General features: G+C 36.3%; 11 protein-coding genes and 1 riboswitch. Of the genes, 8 read left to right on the top strand and 3 right to left on the bottom strand.

What is annotated here, in order from left to right:
* The first annotated feature begins 324 nt into the window (after positions 1–324).
* The 6 genes from ACYQ3P_RS05180 (at position 325) to ACYQ3P_RS05155 (ending at position 7,755) form a co-directional block, all read left to right on the top strand.
* The gene (locus ACYQ3P_RS05180; protein WP_460176876.1) at positions 325–1,674 is read left to right on the top strand and encodes a TldD/PmbA family protein; all 1,350 of its coding nucleotides are present in this window, start codon (positions 325–327) and stop codon (positions 1,672–1,674) included.
* Positions 1,675–1,830: 156 nt separating this feature from the next.
* Positions 1,831–2,709: a UDP-3-O-acyl-N-acetylglucosamine deacetylase gene (lpxC, locus tag ACYQ3P_RS05175; protein WP_460176875.1), complete on the top strand. Its 879-nt coding sequence runs from the start codon at positions 1,831–1,833 to the stop codon at positions 2,707–2,709.
* A 310-nt stretch (positions 2,710–3,019) separates the two neighbouring features.
* Complete coding sequence (gene trkA / locus ACYQ3P_RS05170; protein WP_460176874.1) at positions 3,020–4,360, top strand: Trk system potassium transporter TrkA; 1,341 nt, start codon at positions 3,020–3,022, stop codon at positions 4,358–4,360.
* Positions 4,357–5,805, top strand: a complete 1,449-nt coding sequence (locus tag ACYQ3P_RS05165; RefSeq protein WP_460176873.1) for a TrkH family potassium uptake protein — start codon at positions 4,357–4,359, stop codon at positions 5,803–5,805. The genes trkA and ACYQ3P_RS05165 overlap by 4 nt, the downstream gene beginning before the upstream one ends.
* 37 nt (positions 5,806–5,842) lie before the next feature.
* Entirely contained in the window at positions 5,843–7,072 is a 1,230-nt protein-coding gene (locus ACYQ3P_RS05160) for a putative DNA modification/repair radical SAM protein (protein WP_460176872.1), read from the top strand.
* Positions 7,069–7,755 (top strand): TIGR03915 family putative DNA repair protein, encoded by a 687-nt coding sequence (locus tag ACYQ3P_RS05155; RefSeq protein WP_460176871.1) that lies wholly within the window; start codon positions 7,069–7,071, stop codon positions 7,753–7,755. Before ACYQ3P_RS05160 ends, ACYQ3P_RS05155 begins: the two co-directional genes overlap by 4 nt.
* A gap of 16 nt (positions 7,756–7,771) precedes the next feature.
* Here the strand turns inward: ACYQ3P_RS05155 and ACYQ3P_RS05150 are convergent, their stop codons facing one another.
* The 3 genes from ACYQ3P_RS05150 to ACYQ3P_RS05140 all read right to left on the bottom strand — a co-directional run bounded on the left by ACYQ3P_RS05150 (position 7,772) and on the right by ACYQ3P_RS05140 (position 9,878).
* Positions 7,772–8,587: an SDH family Clp fold serine proteinase gene (locus ACYQ3P_RS05150; protein WP_460176870.1), complete on the bottom strand. Its 816-nt coding sequence runs from the start codon at positions 8,585–8,587 to the stop codon at positions 7,772–7,774.
* A 309-nt stretch (positions 8,588–8,896) separates the two neighbouring features.
* Complete coding sequence (locus ACYQ3P_RS05145; protein WP_460176869.1) at positions 8,897–9,067, bottom strand: hypothetical protein; 171 nt, start codon at positions 9,065–9,067, stop codon at positions 8,897–8,899.
* Positions 9,068–9,266: 199 nt separating this feature from the next.
* Complete coding sequence (locus ACYQ3P_RS05140) at positions 9,267–9,878, bottom strand: hypothetical protein (RefSeq protein WP_460176868.1); 612 nt, start codon at positions 9,876–9,878, stop codon at positions 9,267–9,269.
* 66 nt (positions 9,879–9,944) lie between these two features.
* Positions 9,945–10,234: riboswitch (cobalamin riboswitch) on the top strand.
* A 32-nt stretch (positions 10,235–10,266) separates the two neighbouring features.
* Between ACYQ3P_RS05140 and metE the strand changes: the two genes are divergently transcribed.
* On the top strand, positions 10,267–12,498 hold the full coding sequence (metE, locus tag ACYQ3P_RS05135) for a 5-methyltetrahydropteroyltriglutamate--homocysteine S-methyltransferase (protein ID WP_460176867.1): 2,232 nt from the start codon (positions 10,267–10,269) through the stop codon (positions 12,496–12,498).
* A gap of 2 nt (positions 12,499–12,500) precedes the next feature.
* Complete coding sequence (locus ACYQ3P_RS05130; RefSeq protein ID WP_460176866.1) at positions 12,501–14,654, top strand: ribonucleoside triphosphate reductase; 2,154 nt, start codon at positions 12,501–12,503, stop codon at positions 14,652–14,654.
* Positions 14,655–15,164 lie beyond the last annotated feature (510 nt).

Genomic DNA, 15,164 nt, shown 5'->3' with positions numbered 1-15,164 from the left:
GACAAGCAAGCTTTGCAATCTCTCCGTTATATCATACGAAGAAAAAAATAAGAGATTGCTTCTCTATGCTCGCAATAACCCCTACTTCTTCATCGCAACACATTCCCTCTCTTTTTCATTGCGACGCATTCCCCGTTTCTTCATTGCGATGCATTCCCCTCTCCGTAATTGCGACGCGTTCTCCTCTTCGTCATTGCGAGGGCACGAAGTGCCCGAAGCAATCTCGTCTTTATCAGATTGTCAAGGAGTACTTTGTACTACTTGCAATGACTGGTTAATAAAGGTTTTTATACAATTAAAATAAGTTAGAAAAATGGAGGAAATATGGAATTTGCTGATATCTTAACCAAAATACAGGGTGATTATGCAGATGTATTTTATGAAGAAAAAATTACAAATCAGCTAAATATGGAAGAGAACAAAGTGCAGAAATGTTCTTCAACTTTTGATAAGGGCATTGGTGTAAGAGTTATCAAGGATGAAAAAGTCTTTTATGCTTACACAAATGATTTGACAAAGGATGGTATAGAAAGGGTAATTGAACAGCTAAAGGCAGAGCAAAAAAATTTAATAGACCTTAAGAGAATTGAGCCAAAATTTTCTTTCACGATAAAAAACTATCCGCAGTCTTTTACTCTTACAGATAAGCTCAAATTTGTAAAAAGAGCAAATGATTATGCTTGGGGATTAGGAAAAGATATAAGACAGGTTAAAGTGCTTTATGGAGATTCAATTCAAAAAGTAAAAATTGCCACTTCAGAAGGATATTACACTGAGGAAGAAAGAATTTATACAATTTTTCTTGTTCATGTTGTAGCTTTTGAAGATGGAGTAATTCAGACAGGATATGAGGTTATAGGCGGACTCAAGGGAATAGAAATTTTTGAAGAAACGCAGCCTGAAGAACTTGCGGAGCAAGCTGGAAAAAGGGCTTTAATGATGCTTAAGGCAAAAAGAATAAAGGGTGGAAGAATGCCCGTTGTAATATCCTCAGAGGCAGGTGGAACAATGATACATGAGGCAATAGGACATGGGCTTGAGGCAGACCTTGTTCAGGAAGGACTTTCTGTTTATGCAGGGAAAATTGGTCAATCTGTTGCTTCACCATTAATTACTGTTGTTGATGATCCAACCCTTCCAAATATGAGAGGTTCATATTTGTTTGATGATGAAGGAACTCCTTCTCAAAAAACAGTACTTGTTCAGGATGGAGTTTTAGTGAATTATCTTTATGACAAAGCAACAGCAATGAAAGAAGGGAAAAAATCAACAGGAAATGGAAGAAGACAGTCATATGAGCATTATCCAATTCCAAGAATGAGCAACACTTTTATTGCACATGGAAAGCATTCTCCAGAGGATATCATTCGTTCAGTTGAAAAAGGATTTTTTGTAAAAAAAATGGGCGGTGGACAGGTAAATACAGTTACAGGTGAGTTTGTTTTTGAAGTTCAAGAAGGTTATCTGATTGAAAAAGGACAGATTGGAGAGCCTGTAAGAGGAGCACTTCTTATTGGAACAGGGCAGGAGATTTTAAAAAGTATAGATATGGTTGGAAATGACTTGGGCTTTTCTGTTGGAACATGTGGCAAAAATTCTCAAGGAGTGCCAGTCACAGACGGAATGCCTACAATAAGAATCCCAGAGATTGTAGTAGGAGGAGAAGCGAATTAGTGATGTTGGATGATAGATGGTAGATTGAAAACAATGGTGTGGTAATTTTGCCACATTTTAGATGTCAAATTTTGCTTTTCTGTTTGAGAAGTTACTGATAAACAAGAATCTTCATATTTTATCTTTTTTGGCATAAAAATTGTTTATTTAATTCTGATGCCATTTCAAAAGACCATAAAATCAGAGGTTTATCTTTCTGGTGTAGGAATTCACACTGGAAGAAAAATTAATATAAGGCTTATACCTGCCCAGAGAGATACAGGAATAGTTTTTTACAGAAAGGACAGAGGCGTTTATGTAAGAGCCAAGCTTCCTTTTGTCATTGATACTTCCTTTGCAACTACAATTGGCATTGACGGAATAAAAATAAGAACCGTAGAGCATTTTCTCGCTACCCTGCATATTTTTGGAATAACAAATTTGATTGTAGAAATTGATGGCAGTGAAATCCCTGTTCTTGATGGAAGTGCGTTAGGTTTTGTAAATGCAATCTCTGAAGCAGGGATAGCAAAGCAGGGAAAAACTGTACCAATTTTTAGAATAAATAAGCCAGTAGTTTATGAAGAATCGCATTCAAAGATTATTGCAAAGCCTTACAACGGATTTAAAATAACATACAAAATTTTTTACCAGCATCCTTTAATCATGGAGCAGACCCTTTCAATGGATATCAATGAAAAAAACTTTGTCAAAGACATAGCTCCTGCAAGGACTTTTGGCTTTTTAAAAGATATTCAGTATCTGCTAAAAAATGGCTTTGCTCGTGGTGGTTCCCTTGAAAACGCGGTTGTGCTTGATGATAAGGGATTGGTTGCTGGAAGCTTAAGATTTAGGGATGAATTTGTCAGGCATAAAATTCTTGATGCTATTGGAGATTTATCCTTAATCGGATACTCCTTACAAGGACATTTTATTTTTGAAAGGGGCGGACATACTTCGCATGTTAATTTTTTGAGGCATCTGATAGAATCAGGTGCTTATGAATTAAAAGAAGAGCCATATTTTTCCTTCCAATTTTCTCCTCAGAGAGTTTAATTTCTATTCTTACCGAAAAATAGAGAAGACACTCGTCACTGCGAGCCCCCTGTTGCGAGCGATAGCGTGGCAATCCGCAACATCGTCACTGCGAGCCTCCGAATGAGGCAAAGCAGTCTCTAATAAGGCTTTATTGAAAAACAAAGTAGAGATTGCTTCGCATCCTTCGGATGCTCACAATGACAGCAAAAAAACATAAATTTTCAAATGGTTATACCAATTATTGGATTTCTATCGCTATTTTTGGGTCTTATTGCTCATTTTGATTTTTTAATGATATAATTTTATCCATTACAATGAAGGATTTGCTATGCGAGTTATAATTATTGGAGCAGGAGAAGTTGGGTATCATGTAGCGAAATTCCTCAGCTACGAAGGAATTGATGTTGTTATTATTGATAGGGATAGAAAAAAGTTAGAAATAATTGCAGAAGAGCTTGATGTTGCTACAATTGAAGCAGAAGGTAGTGACCCTTCAGCATTTAAAGAAGCTGGAGCAGACAAAGCTGACCTATTGATTGCAGCAACTAACAGTGATGAAACCAACATGATAGCCTGTCTTCTTGGTAAGGCTATGTTTAATATAAAAAGAAAAATCGCAAGAATTCGCAATCCAGATTACTTTTTTAACAAAGAACTTCTCGGCAAAGCAAATCTTGACATAGAACCCGCAATAAATCCAGAGCTTGAGGCAGCAGAAGCTGTTGTTCGGACAATAGAAAACCCATTTGCCAGTGAAGTAATAGGTTTTGAAGAAGGCAAATTTTTAGTTATAGGTTTTAAAATTCCAAAAGAAAGCCCTGTTAACGGAAAAAAGCTTAAAGCAATAAGAACCCTTGTAAAGAAGGATTTCATAATTGGCGTCATTGAAAGGGATGAAAATATAATAATCCCAACAGGAGAGGATTATCTACAAGAAGGAGATATTATATATGTGCCTGTTCCTAAAGAACAGAAGCAGGAATTTGCTCAGATATTTGGAGTTCAGTGGGCACCCCTAAAAAAAGTAATGATTTTGGGAGGTGGAAGAATAGGATATTATATAGCGAGCAAATTAGAACATAAGGCAGATGTAAAAATAATAGAGAAGGATTCAGAAAGATGCAAATTCTTAAGCAAGCATCTTGGCAAGTCACTGATTCTTCATGGAGACGGAGTTGATAAACAGCTTTTGCTTGAGGAAAACATAAGCAATATGGATGTCTATATTGCCTCATCAAACATTGATGAGCTAAATATTATGGCATCCCTTCTTGCCAAGAAGCTTGGCGTTAAAAAAGCCATATCCATTGTAAATAGAACCGACTACATTCCCCTTGCTCATAATCTTGGAGTTCAGTCAGTTTTAAGTCCAAGATTAATCACAGCAAGTATAATATTGAGATATATTAGAAGAGGTGATATTTTATCTCTTACCGCTATTGCTGGCGACAAAGCAGAAATCATGGAAGTGAGGATACAAAAAAACTCGCAGATTGTCGGAAGAACTTTAAAAGAAGGCTTTTTCCCAAAAAATACAATACTCGGTGCTATTATTCGGGATGATAAAATTATCATTCCTTCTGGAGAGCACTCTATCAAGGAAAATGACAAACTGATTATTTTTGCTCTTAAAGATTCTATAAAGGAAGTGGAAAAACTCCTCACATGAATTTCAAAACAGTTTTAAATATAGTTGGAATAATCCTGATTATTCTCTCAATTTTTATGGTTGCACCCATAGGAGTTGCTCTGATAAATAAATCAGCAGATTTTATGGCTTTGCTACTTTCAATGTTGCTTACTCTTTCTTCAGGAACAATAATGCTTTCTCTGACAAGACAATACAGGCACGAGGAAATAATGTACAGGGAAGCCTTCATGATAGTCACTCTTTCATGGTTATCTGTCACATTTTTTGGTAGTTTGCCATTTATATTTACAGGAGCCACCGCTTCTTTTACAGATGCATTTTTTGAAGCCATGTCTGGTTTTACTACAACTGGAGCAAGTATATTTGCCGATGTAGAAAGCCTTCCTGCTGGGCTTCTTTTTTGGAGAAGTATGACTCAATGGATAGGTGGAATGGGTATTATAGTCTTTGCTCTTGCAGTGCTTCCAATAATTGGAACAGGCGGGATGCAGTTATTTAAAGCAGAGGTGCCAGAGATAAGCGTTGAAAAGCTTAGACCAAGAATTATTGATACAGCAAAGGCTTTATGGTTGATTTATGTGGGACTCACTGGATTGATAATTTTTTTATATTTAATTGCTGGTATGAACTTATATGATGCTGTATGTCATGCTTTTACAACAATTTCAACAGGTGGTTTTTCAACGAAAAATGCAAGCATAGCGTATTTTAATAATCCCTTTCTTGACTATATATCAAGCTTTGGAATGTTTCTTGGCGGAGTAAATTTCACGCTTTATTTTTATTTAATGCGAGGAAATTATAAGGTATTTTTTAAAAGCGCGGAATTCAGGTTCTACTTTGCGATTATTTTGTTTGTTATTTTTTTGGTGACCATTGACTTAAGACTTAATACATACCAATCTGCATTAGACTCTTTAAGGTATGCTGTTTTTCAAGTTATTTCAATTATGACTACAACTGGCTTTGCAACTGCAGACTATTTAAAATGGAATTACTTTTCTCAAATAATTTTGCTGATTATAATGTTTTTTGGCGGCATGATAGGCTCTACTGCTGGAGGAATAAAGCAAGTAAGAATTTATCTTATGATTAAGCAGATTTTTAGGGAGTTCCATCAGCTTATTCATCCAAGAGCTGTATTGGCGTTAAAGCTGGATGACAAATTTCTCACAAAAGAAACTCTCGGAAGCATCTGGGGTTTTGTATTCCTTGCTTTATTTTTATGTGCTATTGCAAGTATAGGAATGGCAGCAACAGGTCTGGATTTGATAACCTCCTTATCTACTGTTGTCTCTGCCATGAACAATGTTGGCCCTGCATTTGGAGAAGCTGGTCCAGCAAGCAATTACTCTTCAATCCCTGTTTTTGGTAAATGGATACTCATTTTCTGCATGCTTGCAGGAAGACTTGAATATTACACTGTGCTTATCCTCTTGACTCCTGCCTTTTGGAAAAGATAAACGAAAAAAGATTTATTTGCATTGTATAATAATACAAATGGAGCTTCTTGAAAAATTAGAAATACTTTCAAATTCAGCCAAATACGATGTTAGCTGTGCAACATCAAAGTCCTCCCTCTTTGGAAGTAGCAGGGTAAGGTTGCCTGGAATCTGTCATTCCTTCTCTTCAGATGGACGATGCGTTTCACTTCTTAAAATTCTGTTAACTAACATGTGCGAGTATGACTGTAAATACTGTATCAATAGAAAATCAAACAATGTAAAAAGAACAGCATTCACACCCAATGAAATCGCTTATCTTACAACTGAGTTTTATAAAAGAAACTACATTGAAGGGCTTTTCCTCAGTTCAGCTGTATTGAGAAATCCAGACCATACAATGGAACTTATGCTAAGAACAATAAAAAAATTAAGAAAAGAATATGGATTCAGAGGTTATATTCATGCTAAAATTATGCCAGATGCAGACTCACGCCTCATAGAAGAAATTCTTCTCTATGCAGACAGAGTAAGTGTAAATATTGAACTTCCTGAGGCATCAAGATTTCCACAGATTTGTCCTGACAAAAGAATGGAGAAAATTCTCAAAACAATGACCCACGCTAAGGAAAAACTCTTTGAAAAATTTGAAAAAAAACCGCATGGCGGACAGTCTACCCAGCTTATTGTCGGAGCAACTCCTGATACTGATTATAAAATTCTTGAACTTACCTCAAAGCTTTATTCAGAAATTATGTTAAAAAGGGTTTATTATTCAGCCTTTGTTAAAGTAAATGATGATGAATGTCTTCCTCCTGTTAGTGCCCCTCCTCTTGTTAGGGAACACAGGCTTTATCAAGCTGATTGGTTACTAAGGATTTATAAATTTAAGCTTGAGGACATAATAGATAAAGAACAAAATCTCCCTTTGGAGTTTGATCCAAAAACTCATTGGGCTTTGAGAAATCTGGATATGTTCCCAATAGAGATAAACAGTGCGTCTTATGAAGAGTTAATTCGTGTTCCCGGAATAGGCATTAGAGGAGCAAAAAAAATAATCATGGCACGAAAATACTCAAGGCTATCCTTTGATGATATGAAAAAGCTGAGGATATCAATGAAAAAAGCTGTTCACTTTCTAAAATTCAACGGAAAGTATTTTGGAAAAATAAGAGGAAATCATGAAAAGGTCAAGGAACTTCTTGTTGAATACAAGCAGGGCAGTCTTTTTGAAGATGCAGAGGTGCTTAATGTAACTGCACACTCTGCAAACACTGGAGAACTATGAATTTTATCTATAACGGTAGCCTTGAAAGCTTCCTATTAGCAATTGAAAAGGCAGTTTTACAAGAGAATTCAACAATTTCAAAAGAACCCTCTTTATTTGATGAAAACATAGAAGTTCATGAAGAGAACATTGAAAACAAAATTTTTGATGAAAAGCTTTACTCAGATATAGTAGTTTTGTATCTTTCAGAGTCAGAGGGCTTTGAAAATTTAGCATTGAATTATGCTAAATACATAATCAGAGAGAAAAAATACAACAACATATCCAATGAATGGGTCAGAAAAGTAAATGAGATAAAAGGAAGGTTTTTCAGAGAACTTCATAAATACAAAGGTTTTACGAGATTTTATGAAATTGATGAAAATCTTCTTTTTGCAAAAATTGCTCCCCAGAACAACATCATTATTTTTCTTGCAGAATACTTCAAAAAAAGAATGAGAGAAAATTTTATAATTTATGATACCCAAAGAAAGCTTGCTGCATTTAGGAGCTGTTCAGATATATATTTGAAAAAAGTCGGAGAAATAAAAATTCAAATAGGGCAAAAAGAAAGGGAGATTAACAAATTGTGGAAAAGCTTCTTCAATGAAATTGCGGTTAAAGAAAGGAAAAACTACAGGCTCCAAAGAAACTTTGTTCCCTTACGATACAGAAAACATATTTTAGAATTCTTGCCAGAATAGCTTTCTAAGACTTCTTCTATACTTTGCTTTTTCTCACAGGTATATATTCAACTGATTGTCTTACAGGCTGAGGATAAAGATTCATTAGTAGCAGTATTTCCTTTGGTATGTCAGTAGAAACCGGGAGTCCAAGCTCTTTTGCCTTTTCAGCGCTGATTGGATAATCATGAGTCCAATGCCCAGATACAAGATGCTCAGCAATTTCCTTTGCTTTGTCTTCGGATAAATTGCGGGATACAATTTCTATAATTGTCTCTTTCATCTGCCTTATTGCCTTCTCAGCCTGATCAGCGAGTATAAGAGTTGAGTCATCAATCTCACTTATTGGTTTTTTATGAACTACATTTAAAACTGATACAGCAGGAAACTGTCCAAGCTGAGGGTCAAGCGGACCAAGAACCGCATGTTCACACATTACTATTTCATCAGCAGAAAGGGCAATTAAAGTGCCGCCAGACATTGCATAGTGCGGTACAAAAACTGTAACTTTTCCTTTATGCTTTGAAAGAGCCCTTGCTATTTGAGTTGTAGCAATTGCAAGTCCACCGGGCGTATGGACAACAAGGTCAATTGGCATGTTGTCGTCAGTAAGATGGATAGCCCTAAGTACCTCTTCAGAATCATTTATATCAATATATCTCATTATTGGAAAGCCTAAAAAACTCATTGTCTCCTGCCTGTGAACAAGAAGAATGACCCTGCTTCCACGATTTTTTTCTATCTCAGCAATAAGCTTCATTCTTGCACTTTCAAGCATTTTTTGCCTGATAATTGGCTGTAAAGCTATAATCACCAAGAAAATCCAGAAAAATATCGTCGGATCAAAATGCATAACCTGCCTCCAAGAGAGATTTTAAAATTAGTTTATCAAATTTTTTGGAAAATCACAAGTAATCGGCTAACACATGTGTTATCCCAAACATAGAGATAGACAATTATCAAAAGAAGTTTGACCCTATTTAAGTCAATTTTTTATGAAAATTATCCTCTATCTCCTCCGATTTCTTCCCTTTCGTAACAAACCTGCTTTTTTAGAATATATCAGCCTTCTTTATCACTCTATCGTCCAATCCCTTTTTATCTTTGTTAACTATTAAATGCTATTGCAGAGCTTGATGGGACTCTCTCTATGCCTATGCTCTCACTTAATACTTTTGTCCTCAGCAATTTCTCTTAAATCATCTATATGTCTACCACCTGCAATCAACATAATCACAATTGGATAAATATAATGCCGTGCATCATATCCTCTGTTTGAGCCTGCTGGAGACATCAACTGCTGAATAAGCCTTTGAACCCCAAAGGATAACATAAACTCAGTAAAAAGAGTAGCTCATGCATAGGATGTTAGTTTCTCATTCTGTTCTTTTGGGCTTGAAAATTAGAAGCTTTTGCTTTATCGTATTGATATGCTCCTTTGTGTATAATCTTTCACCAATTGGGTGAATTTTTTTACTATTATTCGCAAAGGAGCTTTCTTATTTTTTATTGTCCTTATCGCCATTTTAGGGTTATTGATAAAGTAATTTATCACGCAGGTATCTCATTATGTCATCATATGTTGGAGGAACAATCAAAAACACGTCAATATCGTTCGGTATATCAAGCTTTATTCTTTCATCATCTCGTAAAATCAGTATCCCTGACTCTCCTTCATTGAGATTATTTAGGATTATATTTTTTATCGTCTCTATCCTCTTTTTGCTTATTTGCTCAAAAAAATCAAACACTTTTTGCAACACTGAAGTTGTCTTAACAATTCTAAGACAGTTTGCCCAATCAATAAATTCACCAAATATTTCTGGGTCTTCTATTCCCTTTACTATTGCTCCGTCTGAGACTTTCTTCTCAATCAAGGGATAAAGATACGGATTTGTCTCTCTTATTACATCAACAGCATCCTGTCCTTCAATAAATATTGTTTCAATAAAAATTTTTGTAACGAAACCCAATTTTTCAAGCTTCTCAATCTGTTCAAGTGCCTCTATCCAATATTTCTCAACTAAATTTTTTAAGGCTTCATCCTCGTCGTCTGGTATAAAAAGATTAGGAATGCAAAAAAGTCTTCTCTTTCCCTTAAATTCATCTATTCCCAATCTTTGAATTTTACCTATCTCTGCCATAGCTTCTTACCTCTCAACTTTTATTTTAATTATAACATTTAAAAATCAGAAAGTTAGAAATTTAACTTGACAGGTTAATTTGAAGTTTTTTAAGCTCAAAATTGCTGGATGTAAGGGAAGAAGGGTGAGAATCCCTCGCTGCCCCGCAGCCGTGTTGGGAACGAAAGCCCATAAAAGCAGTGAATGGTGATTGGTGGCAGATGGTTGGTGAGAAAATCATTGTTCACTACTTGAGCCACTGGAGCTTCAGCTCTGGGAAGGCGGGCGAGTAGGTTGTGGGTCCCCAAAAAAATCAAGGATTTTTTGGGGTACTGCTTTAGCCCTAAGCCGGAAGACCTATCCAAGCTGGAAGCCTTTGGCTTCCATAACTTCCTCGAGGGAGGATTATATGAACATGTACAATACTGTCTTTGGCTTTCCAAAAATTGGTTCAAACCGAGAGCTTAAAAAAGCATTGGAGGCTTACTGGAGCGGAAAAATATCAGAACAAGAATTAATCAATCAAGCTCAAACTCTAACCCTTAAGATGGCAAAAAAGGCATTTGACAGTGGTATTGATATCGTCCCATCAAATGAATTTTCGCTTTATGATTTTGTGCTTGATGTATCTGTAATGTTTAACGCTATTCCTGAAAGATTCAGAAAAATCAAATCCTTAATAGATTTGAAATTCGCAATGGCAAGAGGAACTCAGGATGCTCAAGCATGTGAGATGACAAAATGGTTCAATACTAATTATCATTACATTGTCCCTGAGCTTGATGAAAAAGCTTCCTTTTCTTTAACTGAAAATAAAACTCTTGATGAATATACTCTCATAAAAGAAAAGCTCAATATAGAGACAAAACCTGTTATTTTAGGACCTTTTACATATCTTAAGTTAAGTAAGATTAACAGAGATTTATTTGAAAAATTATTCCCAAGCCTTATCAATTCTTATTGTCAGCTTATCGCAGAGTTGTGTAAAGCAGGAGTAAAGTATATTCAGATTGATGAACCTGCCTTTGTTTTAGACCTTGAGGATTGGGAAATAGATGAACTGTCTGCTGGATATAAGAAAATTGCAAGTATCAAAGGGAACTCTAAGCTGTTTGTTCAAACTTACTATGAGTCTTTATCAAAATTTGAGCAAATAGTTTATTCTTTACCTGTTGATGGCATAGGGCTTGATTTCGTGGATGGAAAAGAAAATGCGGATTTTATAGTTAAATACGGTTTTCCAAAGGATAAAACTCTAATTGCAGGTATTGTTTCTGGAAGAGATCCATGGCGAACCAATATGAAAGAAGCTTTGCGTCTGATTGAAAAGCTCGCATCCTTTACAGACAACAGGCTCATTCTATCAAATTCATGCCCGCTTTTCCATCTACCAGTTTCTCTTAAACCTGAACAAGGACATATTCCTGAGGAGGTTTTAAAAAGACTTTGTTTTGCTGAAGAAAGATTAGAGGAACTTACAGCAATTAAGGAATTTTTAAAAACAGGTAAAACTCCAGAGGGCTTTGAAGATTTCCCAGTGCCATCAAATAATAAGACTGTTGAATACATGGAAAATTCTACTTTTGACCGAAATCCAGAATTTAAAGTTCGCTATAAACTTCAGAGAGAATCACTAAAACTTCCTCTTTTTCCTACGACAACCATAGGAAGTTTTCCACAGACAAATGAATTAAGAGCAATCAGGGCAAAGTATAAAAAGGGGGATATATCAGCTGATGAATATCAAAGATTTATTTTCAATGAAATAAAAAAGGCAATTCAGATTCAAGAAGAAGTTGGATTGGATGTATTAGTACACGGTGAATTTGAAAGAACAGATATGGTAGAATTTTTTGCTGAGAGGCTTGATGGTTTTATATGCACTAAAAATGGATGGGTTCAATCATATGGTTCAAGGTGCGTAAAACCTCCTATTATTTATGCAGATATTTCAAGACCAAATCCACTGACACTTAAAGAGACTCTATATGCTAAATCACTTACCAATAAACCGGTAAAAGGAATTCTCACTGGTGCGGTAACAATCCTGCAATGGTCATTTTACAGAAAAGATATCCCTAAAAAGGAAATAGCCTATCAGATAGCCCTTGCTCTTCGTGAGGAGGTTCTTGACCTTGAAAGTTCGGGGATAAAGATAATTCAGATTGATGAACCGGCATTCAGAGAAGGACTTCCTTTAAAAAAGAAGGACCACGAAGATTATTTTGACTGGGCAATAAAAAGCTTCAAAATAACATCCTCCTCAGTAATGCCTACAACCCAAATACATACCCATATGTGCTATTCAGAGTTCAACGAAATAATTGAAAAGATTTATGCTCTTGATGCAGATGTAATATCTATTGAGGCATCAAGAAGTAAAGGTGACATCCTTAAAGCCTTTGAAAAATTCAATTATGATCATGGGATAGGGCTTGGTGTTTACGATATTCACTCACCAAGAATTCCATCTCAAGAAGAAATGCTTGAAATTGTGAATAGGGCAATAAAATTTATTGATAAAAACCTCTTCTGGATCAATCCAGACTGTGGACTAAAAACAAGAAATTGGGAAGAAGTAATCCCCTCACTTAAAAACATGGTAGAGACTGCAAAGATTTTCAGAAAAAAGGAGGCTTAATTATGTTTAAGAACATCATCAAAAGGGATGGAAGAGTCGTTCCTTTTGATCCTGAAAAAATTACTGTAGCCATTGCAAAGGCAGGAAAAGCAACGAGTGAGTTTGATTACAACACTGCCCGTAGGCTTACCATCAAAGTCCTGCTTCTTGCTGAGGAATTAATTAGAGACAGAGACCCGCATGTTGAGGAAATTCAAGACATAGTAGAAGAAATACTACTTGACAGTCCATACAGAAAAACTGCAAAGGCTTACATTATTTACCGTGAACAACATGCGCGTATGAGAGAAATTGCTCGTCAAAGCGGAATAGACATCGTTGACAGCTACTTGAGCAAGGTTGATTGGCGAGTAAATGAAAACAGCAATATGAGTTACTCTCTGCAAGGGTTGAACAACTATATCTCATCAGAAATTAGCAAAACTTACTGGTTGAACAAAATTTATCCACCTGAAGTAAGAGATGCTCACATAAATGGAGATTTTCATATTCACGACTTAAATATTCTTGGACCATACTGTGTGGGCTGGGACTTACTTGATTTACTCATTCGTGGTTTTGGAGGTGTTGAAGGTAAAGTCTGGTCTCGCCCAGCAAAGCACTTTCGTTCAGCTCTTGGTCAGGTGGTAAACTTTCTTTATACACTTCAGGGGGAAGCAGCAGGTGCACAGGCTTTCTCAAACATAGACACTCTTTTAGCACCATTCATTGCATATGATGGATTGAACTACAAACAGGTAAAGCAGTGTCTTCAAGAGTTTGTATTCAATCTAAATGTGCCAACAAGAGTAGGTTTTCAGACACCTTTTACCAACATTACTTTAGACCTTCGCGTGCCTAATCATCTAAAAGACCAAGCAGTAATCATAGGCGGCAAACCTCAGAATTCCACTTACGGAGAGTTTCAGAAGGAAATGGATATGTTTAACCGCGCTCTTTTTGAAGTATTTATTGAGGGCGATGCAAAGGGAAGAGTTTTTACCTTTCCAATTCCAACCATAAACATCACAAAAGACTTTGACTGGGAAACTCCTGTTGTTGACCTAATCATGGAAGCTACAGCAAAGTATGGAATACCTTACTTTGCAAATTTTGTAAATTCAGATATGAGCCCTGAGGATGCCCGTTCAATGTGTTGTAGGTTAAGACTTGAGACAACTGAGCTGAAAAAGCGTGGCGGTGGTCTTTTTGGTGCAAACCCGCTAACTGGTTCGACGGGAGTAGTTACACTTAATCTTCCAAGACTTGGATACTTAAGTCAGTCAGAGGAAGAATTTTTTGAGAGACTTAGCATGCTTATGGATATTGCAAAAACATCCCTTGAGATAAAAAGAAAAGTGCTTGAAAGATTCACAGAAGGCGGTCTTTATCCTTTTTCCCGATATTATTTGACTCAAGTAAAAGAGAGAACTGGCAAATACTGGAGCAATCATTTTTCAACAATTGGCGTGATTGGAATGAATGAGGCAATAGCAAACGCAAAGTGGCTTAGCTCAGATGGAATATGGCATGAAGATGGAAGAAAATTTGCCATTAAAGTGCTTGACTTCATTCGGGAAAGACTTATTGAGTATCAAAAAGAGACAGGTAATCTTTATAATTTGGAAGCGACACCGGCTGAAGGCACCAGTTACAGGCTGGCAAAGATTGATAAGTCAAAATATCCTGACATTTTAACTCAGGGCAAAGAAAATCCATATTATACAAATTCAAGCTGGTTACCTGTTGGATTTACTGAATCAATTCATTATATTCTGGACAATCAGGACGAGCTTCAATGTAAGTACACTGGTGGAACAGTTCAGCATCTGTTTTTTGGAGAAATGCCAGATGCAATAAAGCTTAAAAACTTCATAAAAGCTGTCTTTTCCAAATACCAACTGCCCTACATAAGCATTACTCCTACATTCAGCATCTGCCCTGAGTGTGGATATGTGGAAGGAGAACATTTTACCTGTCCAAAATGTGAGGCAAAAACAGAAGTTTACTCAAGAGTTGTTGGGTATCTAAGACCTGTAAGCAATTGGAACAATGGAAAGAGGGAAGAATTCAAAGACAGAAAATATGTTCAGATGAAGATGAAACATGTTGATTTTAACAAATTAAATTCTCAAACTGAGGAATTTTATAAAAATTGTGAAGTTTGTGTTGATTAAAGTATATCGCGTTCAACGAGAGCCTGCTTTTTACTTAGGCTGTAATTGAGCCTAACGGAAACTGCTATGTTTGTCATTTCTTCGGCATCCCTCAGGATGCCGAAGAAATCCCATTCGTTGATGCCTCCATCATGTCCTTGCGAGCAGTCCGAAGGACTGCGAAGCAATCTCTTTCCTTATTGCAATAAGAAAAACGAGATTGCTTCAAAACTAAAGTTTTTCCCAATTACAAGAAAGAGTTCGCTGTGATAGGAAATATTCTCTAACGACAAACAATCTAACATCCAAAATCCAAAATTCACTATTCACTAATCACTATCCACTAATCACCAATTAGAGATTGCTTTGCTTCGCTTTGCTCGCAATGACGGAAAGGAGGAAGACAGTCGCGAGCTGAAGGCGCGGCGACCTCGCAATGACTCCCCTTTTCTGTCATCAAGAGGCTTGCGTCAGCAAGCCGAAGTGATCTCTATTTTTTGTTATTTGGAATAGAAAAACGAGATTGCTTCC

The sequence above is a fragment of the Thermodesulfovibrio hydrogeniphilus genome, from assembly GCF_054657355.1.
The sequence above is the reverse complement of the archived record's forward strand: the minus strand, read 5'-3'. Positions and strand labels throughout refer to the sequence as shown.

Bases quoted from the DNA above. Each gene is read 5' to 3' on its own strand.
- ACYQ3P_RS05180 (WP_460176876.1), top strand. From the start codon at position 325: ATGGAATTTGCTGATATCTTAACCAAAATACAGGGTGATTATGCAGAT.
- lpxC (WP_460176875.1), top strand. From the start codon at position 1,831: ATGCCATTTCAAAAGACCATAAAATCAGAGGTTTATCTTTCTGGTGTA.
- trkA (WP_460176874.1), top strand. From the start codon at position 3,020: ATGCGAGTTATAATTATTGGAGCAGGAGAAGTTGGGTATCATGTAGCG.
- ACYQ3P_RS05165 (WP_460176873.1), top strand. From the start codon at position 4,357: ATGAATTTCAAAACAGTTTTAAATATAGTTGGAATAATCCTGATTATT.
- ACYQ3P_RS05160 (WP_460176872.1), top strand. From the start codon at position 5,843: ATGGAGCTTCTTGAAAAATTAGAAATACTTTCAAATTCAGCCAAATAC.
- ACYQ3P_RS05155 (WP_460176871.1), top strand. From the start codon at position 7,069: ATGAATTTTATCTATAACGGTAGCCTTGAAAGCTTCCTATTAGCAATT.
- ACYQ3P_RS05150 (WP_460176870.1), bottom strand. From the start codon at position 8,587: ATGCATTTTGATCCGACGATATTTTTCTGGATTTTCTTGGTGATTATA.
- ACYQ3P_RS05145 (WP_460176869.1), bottom strand. From the start codon at position 9,067: ATGTTATCCTTTGGGGTTCAAAGGCTTATTCAGCAGTTGATGTCTCCA.
- ACYQ3P_RS05140 (WP_460176868.1), bottom strand. From the start codon at position 9,878: ATGGCAGAGATAGGTAAAATTCAAAGATTGGGAATAGATGAATTTAAG.
- metE (WP_460176867.1), top strand. From the start codon at position 10,267: ATGAACATGTACAATACTGTCTTTGGCTTTCCAAAAATTGGTTCAAAC.
- ACYQ3P_RS05130 (WP_460176866.1), top strand. From the start codon at position 12,501: ATGTTTAAGAACATCATCAAAAGGGATGGAAGAGTCGTTCCTTTTGAT.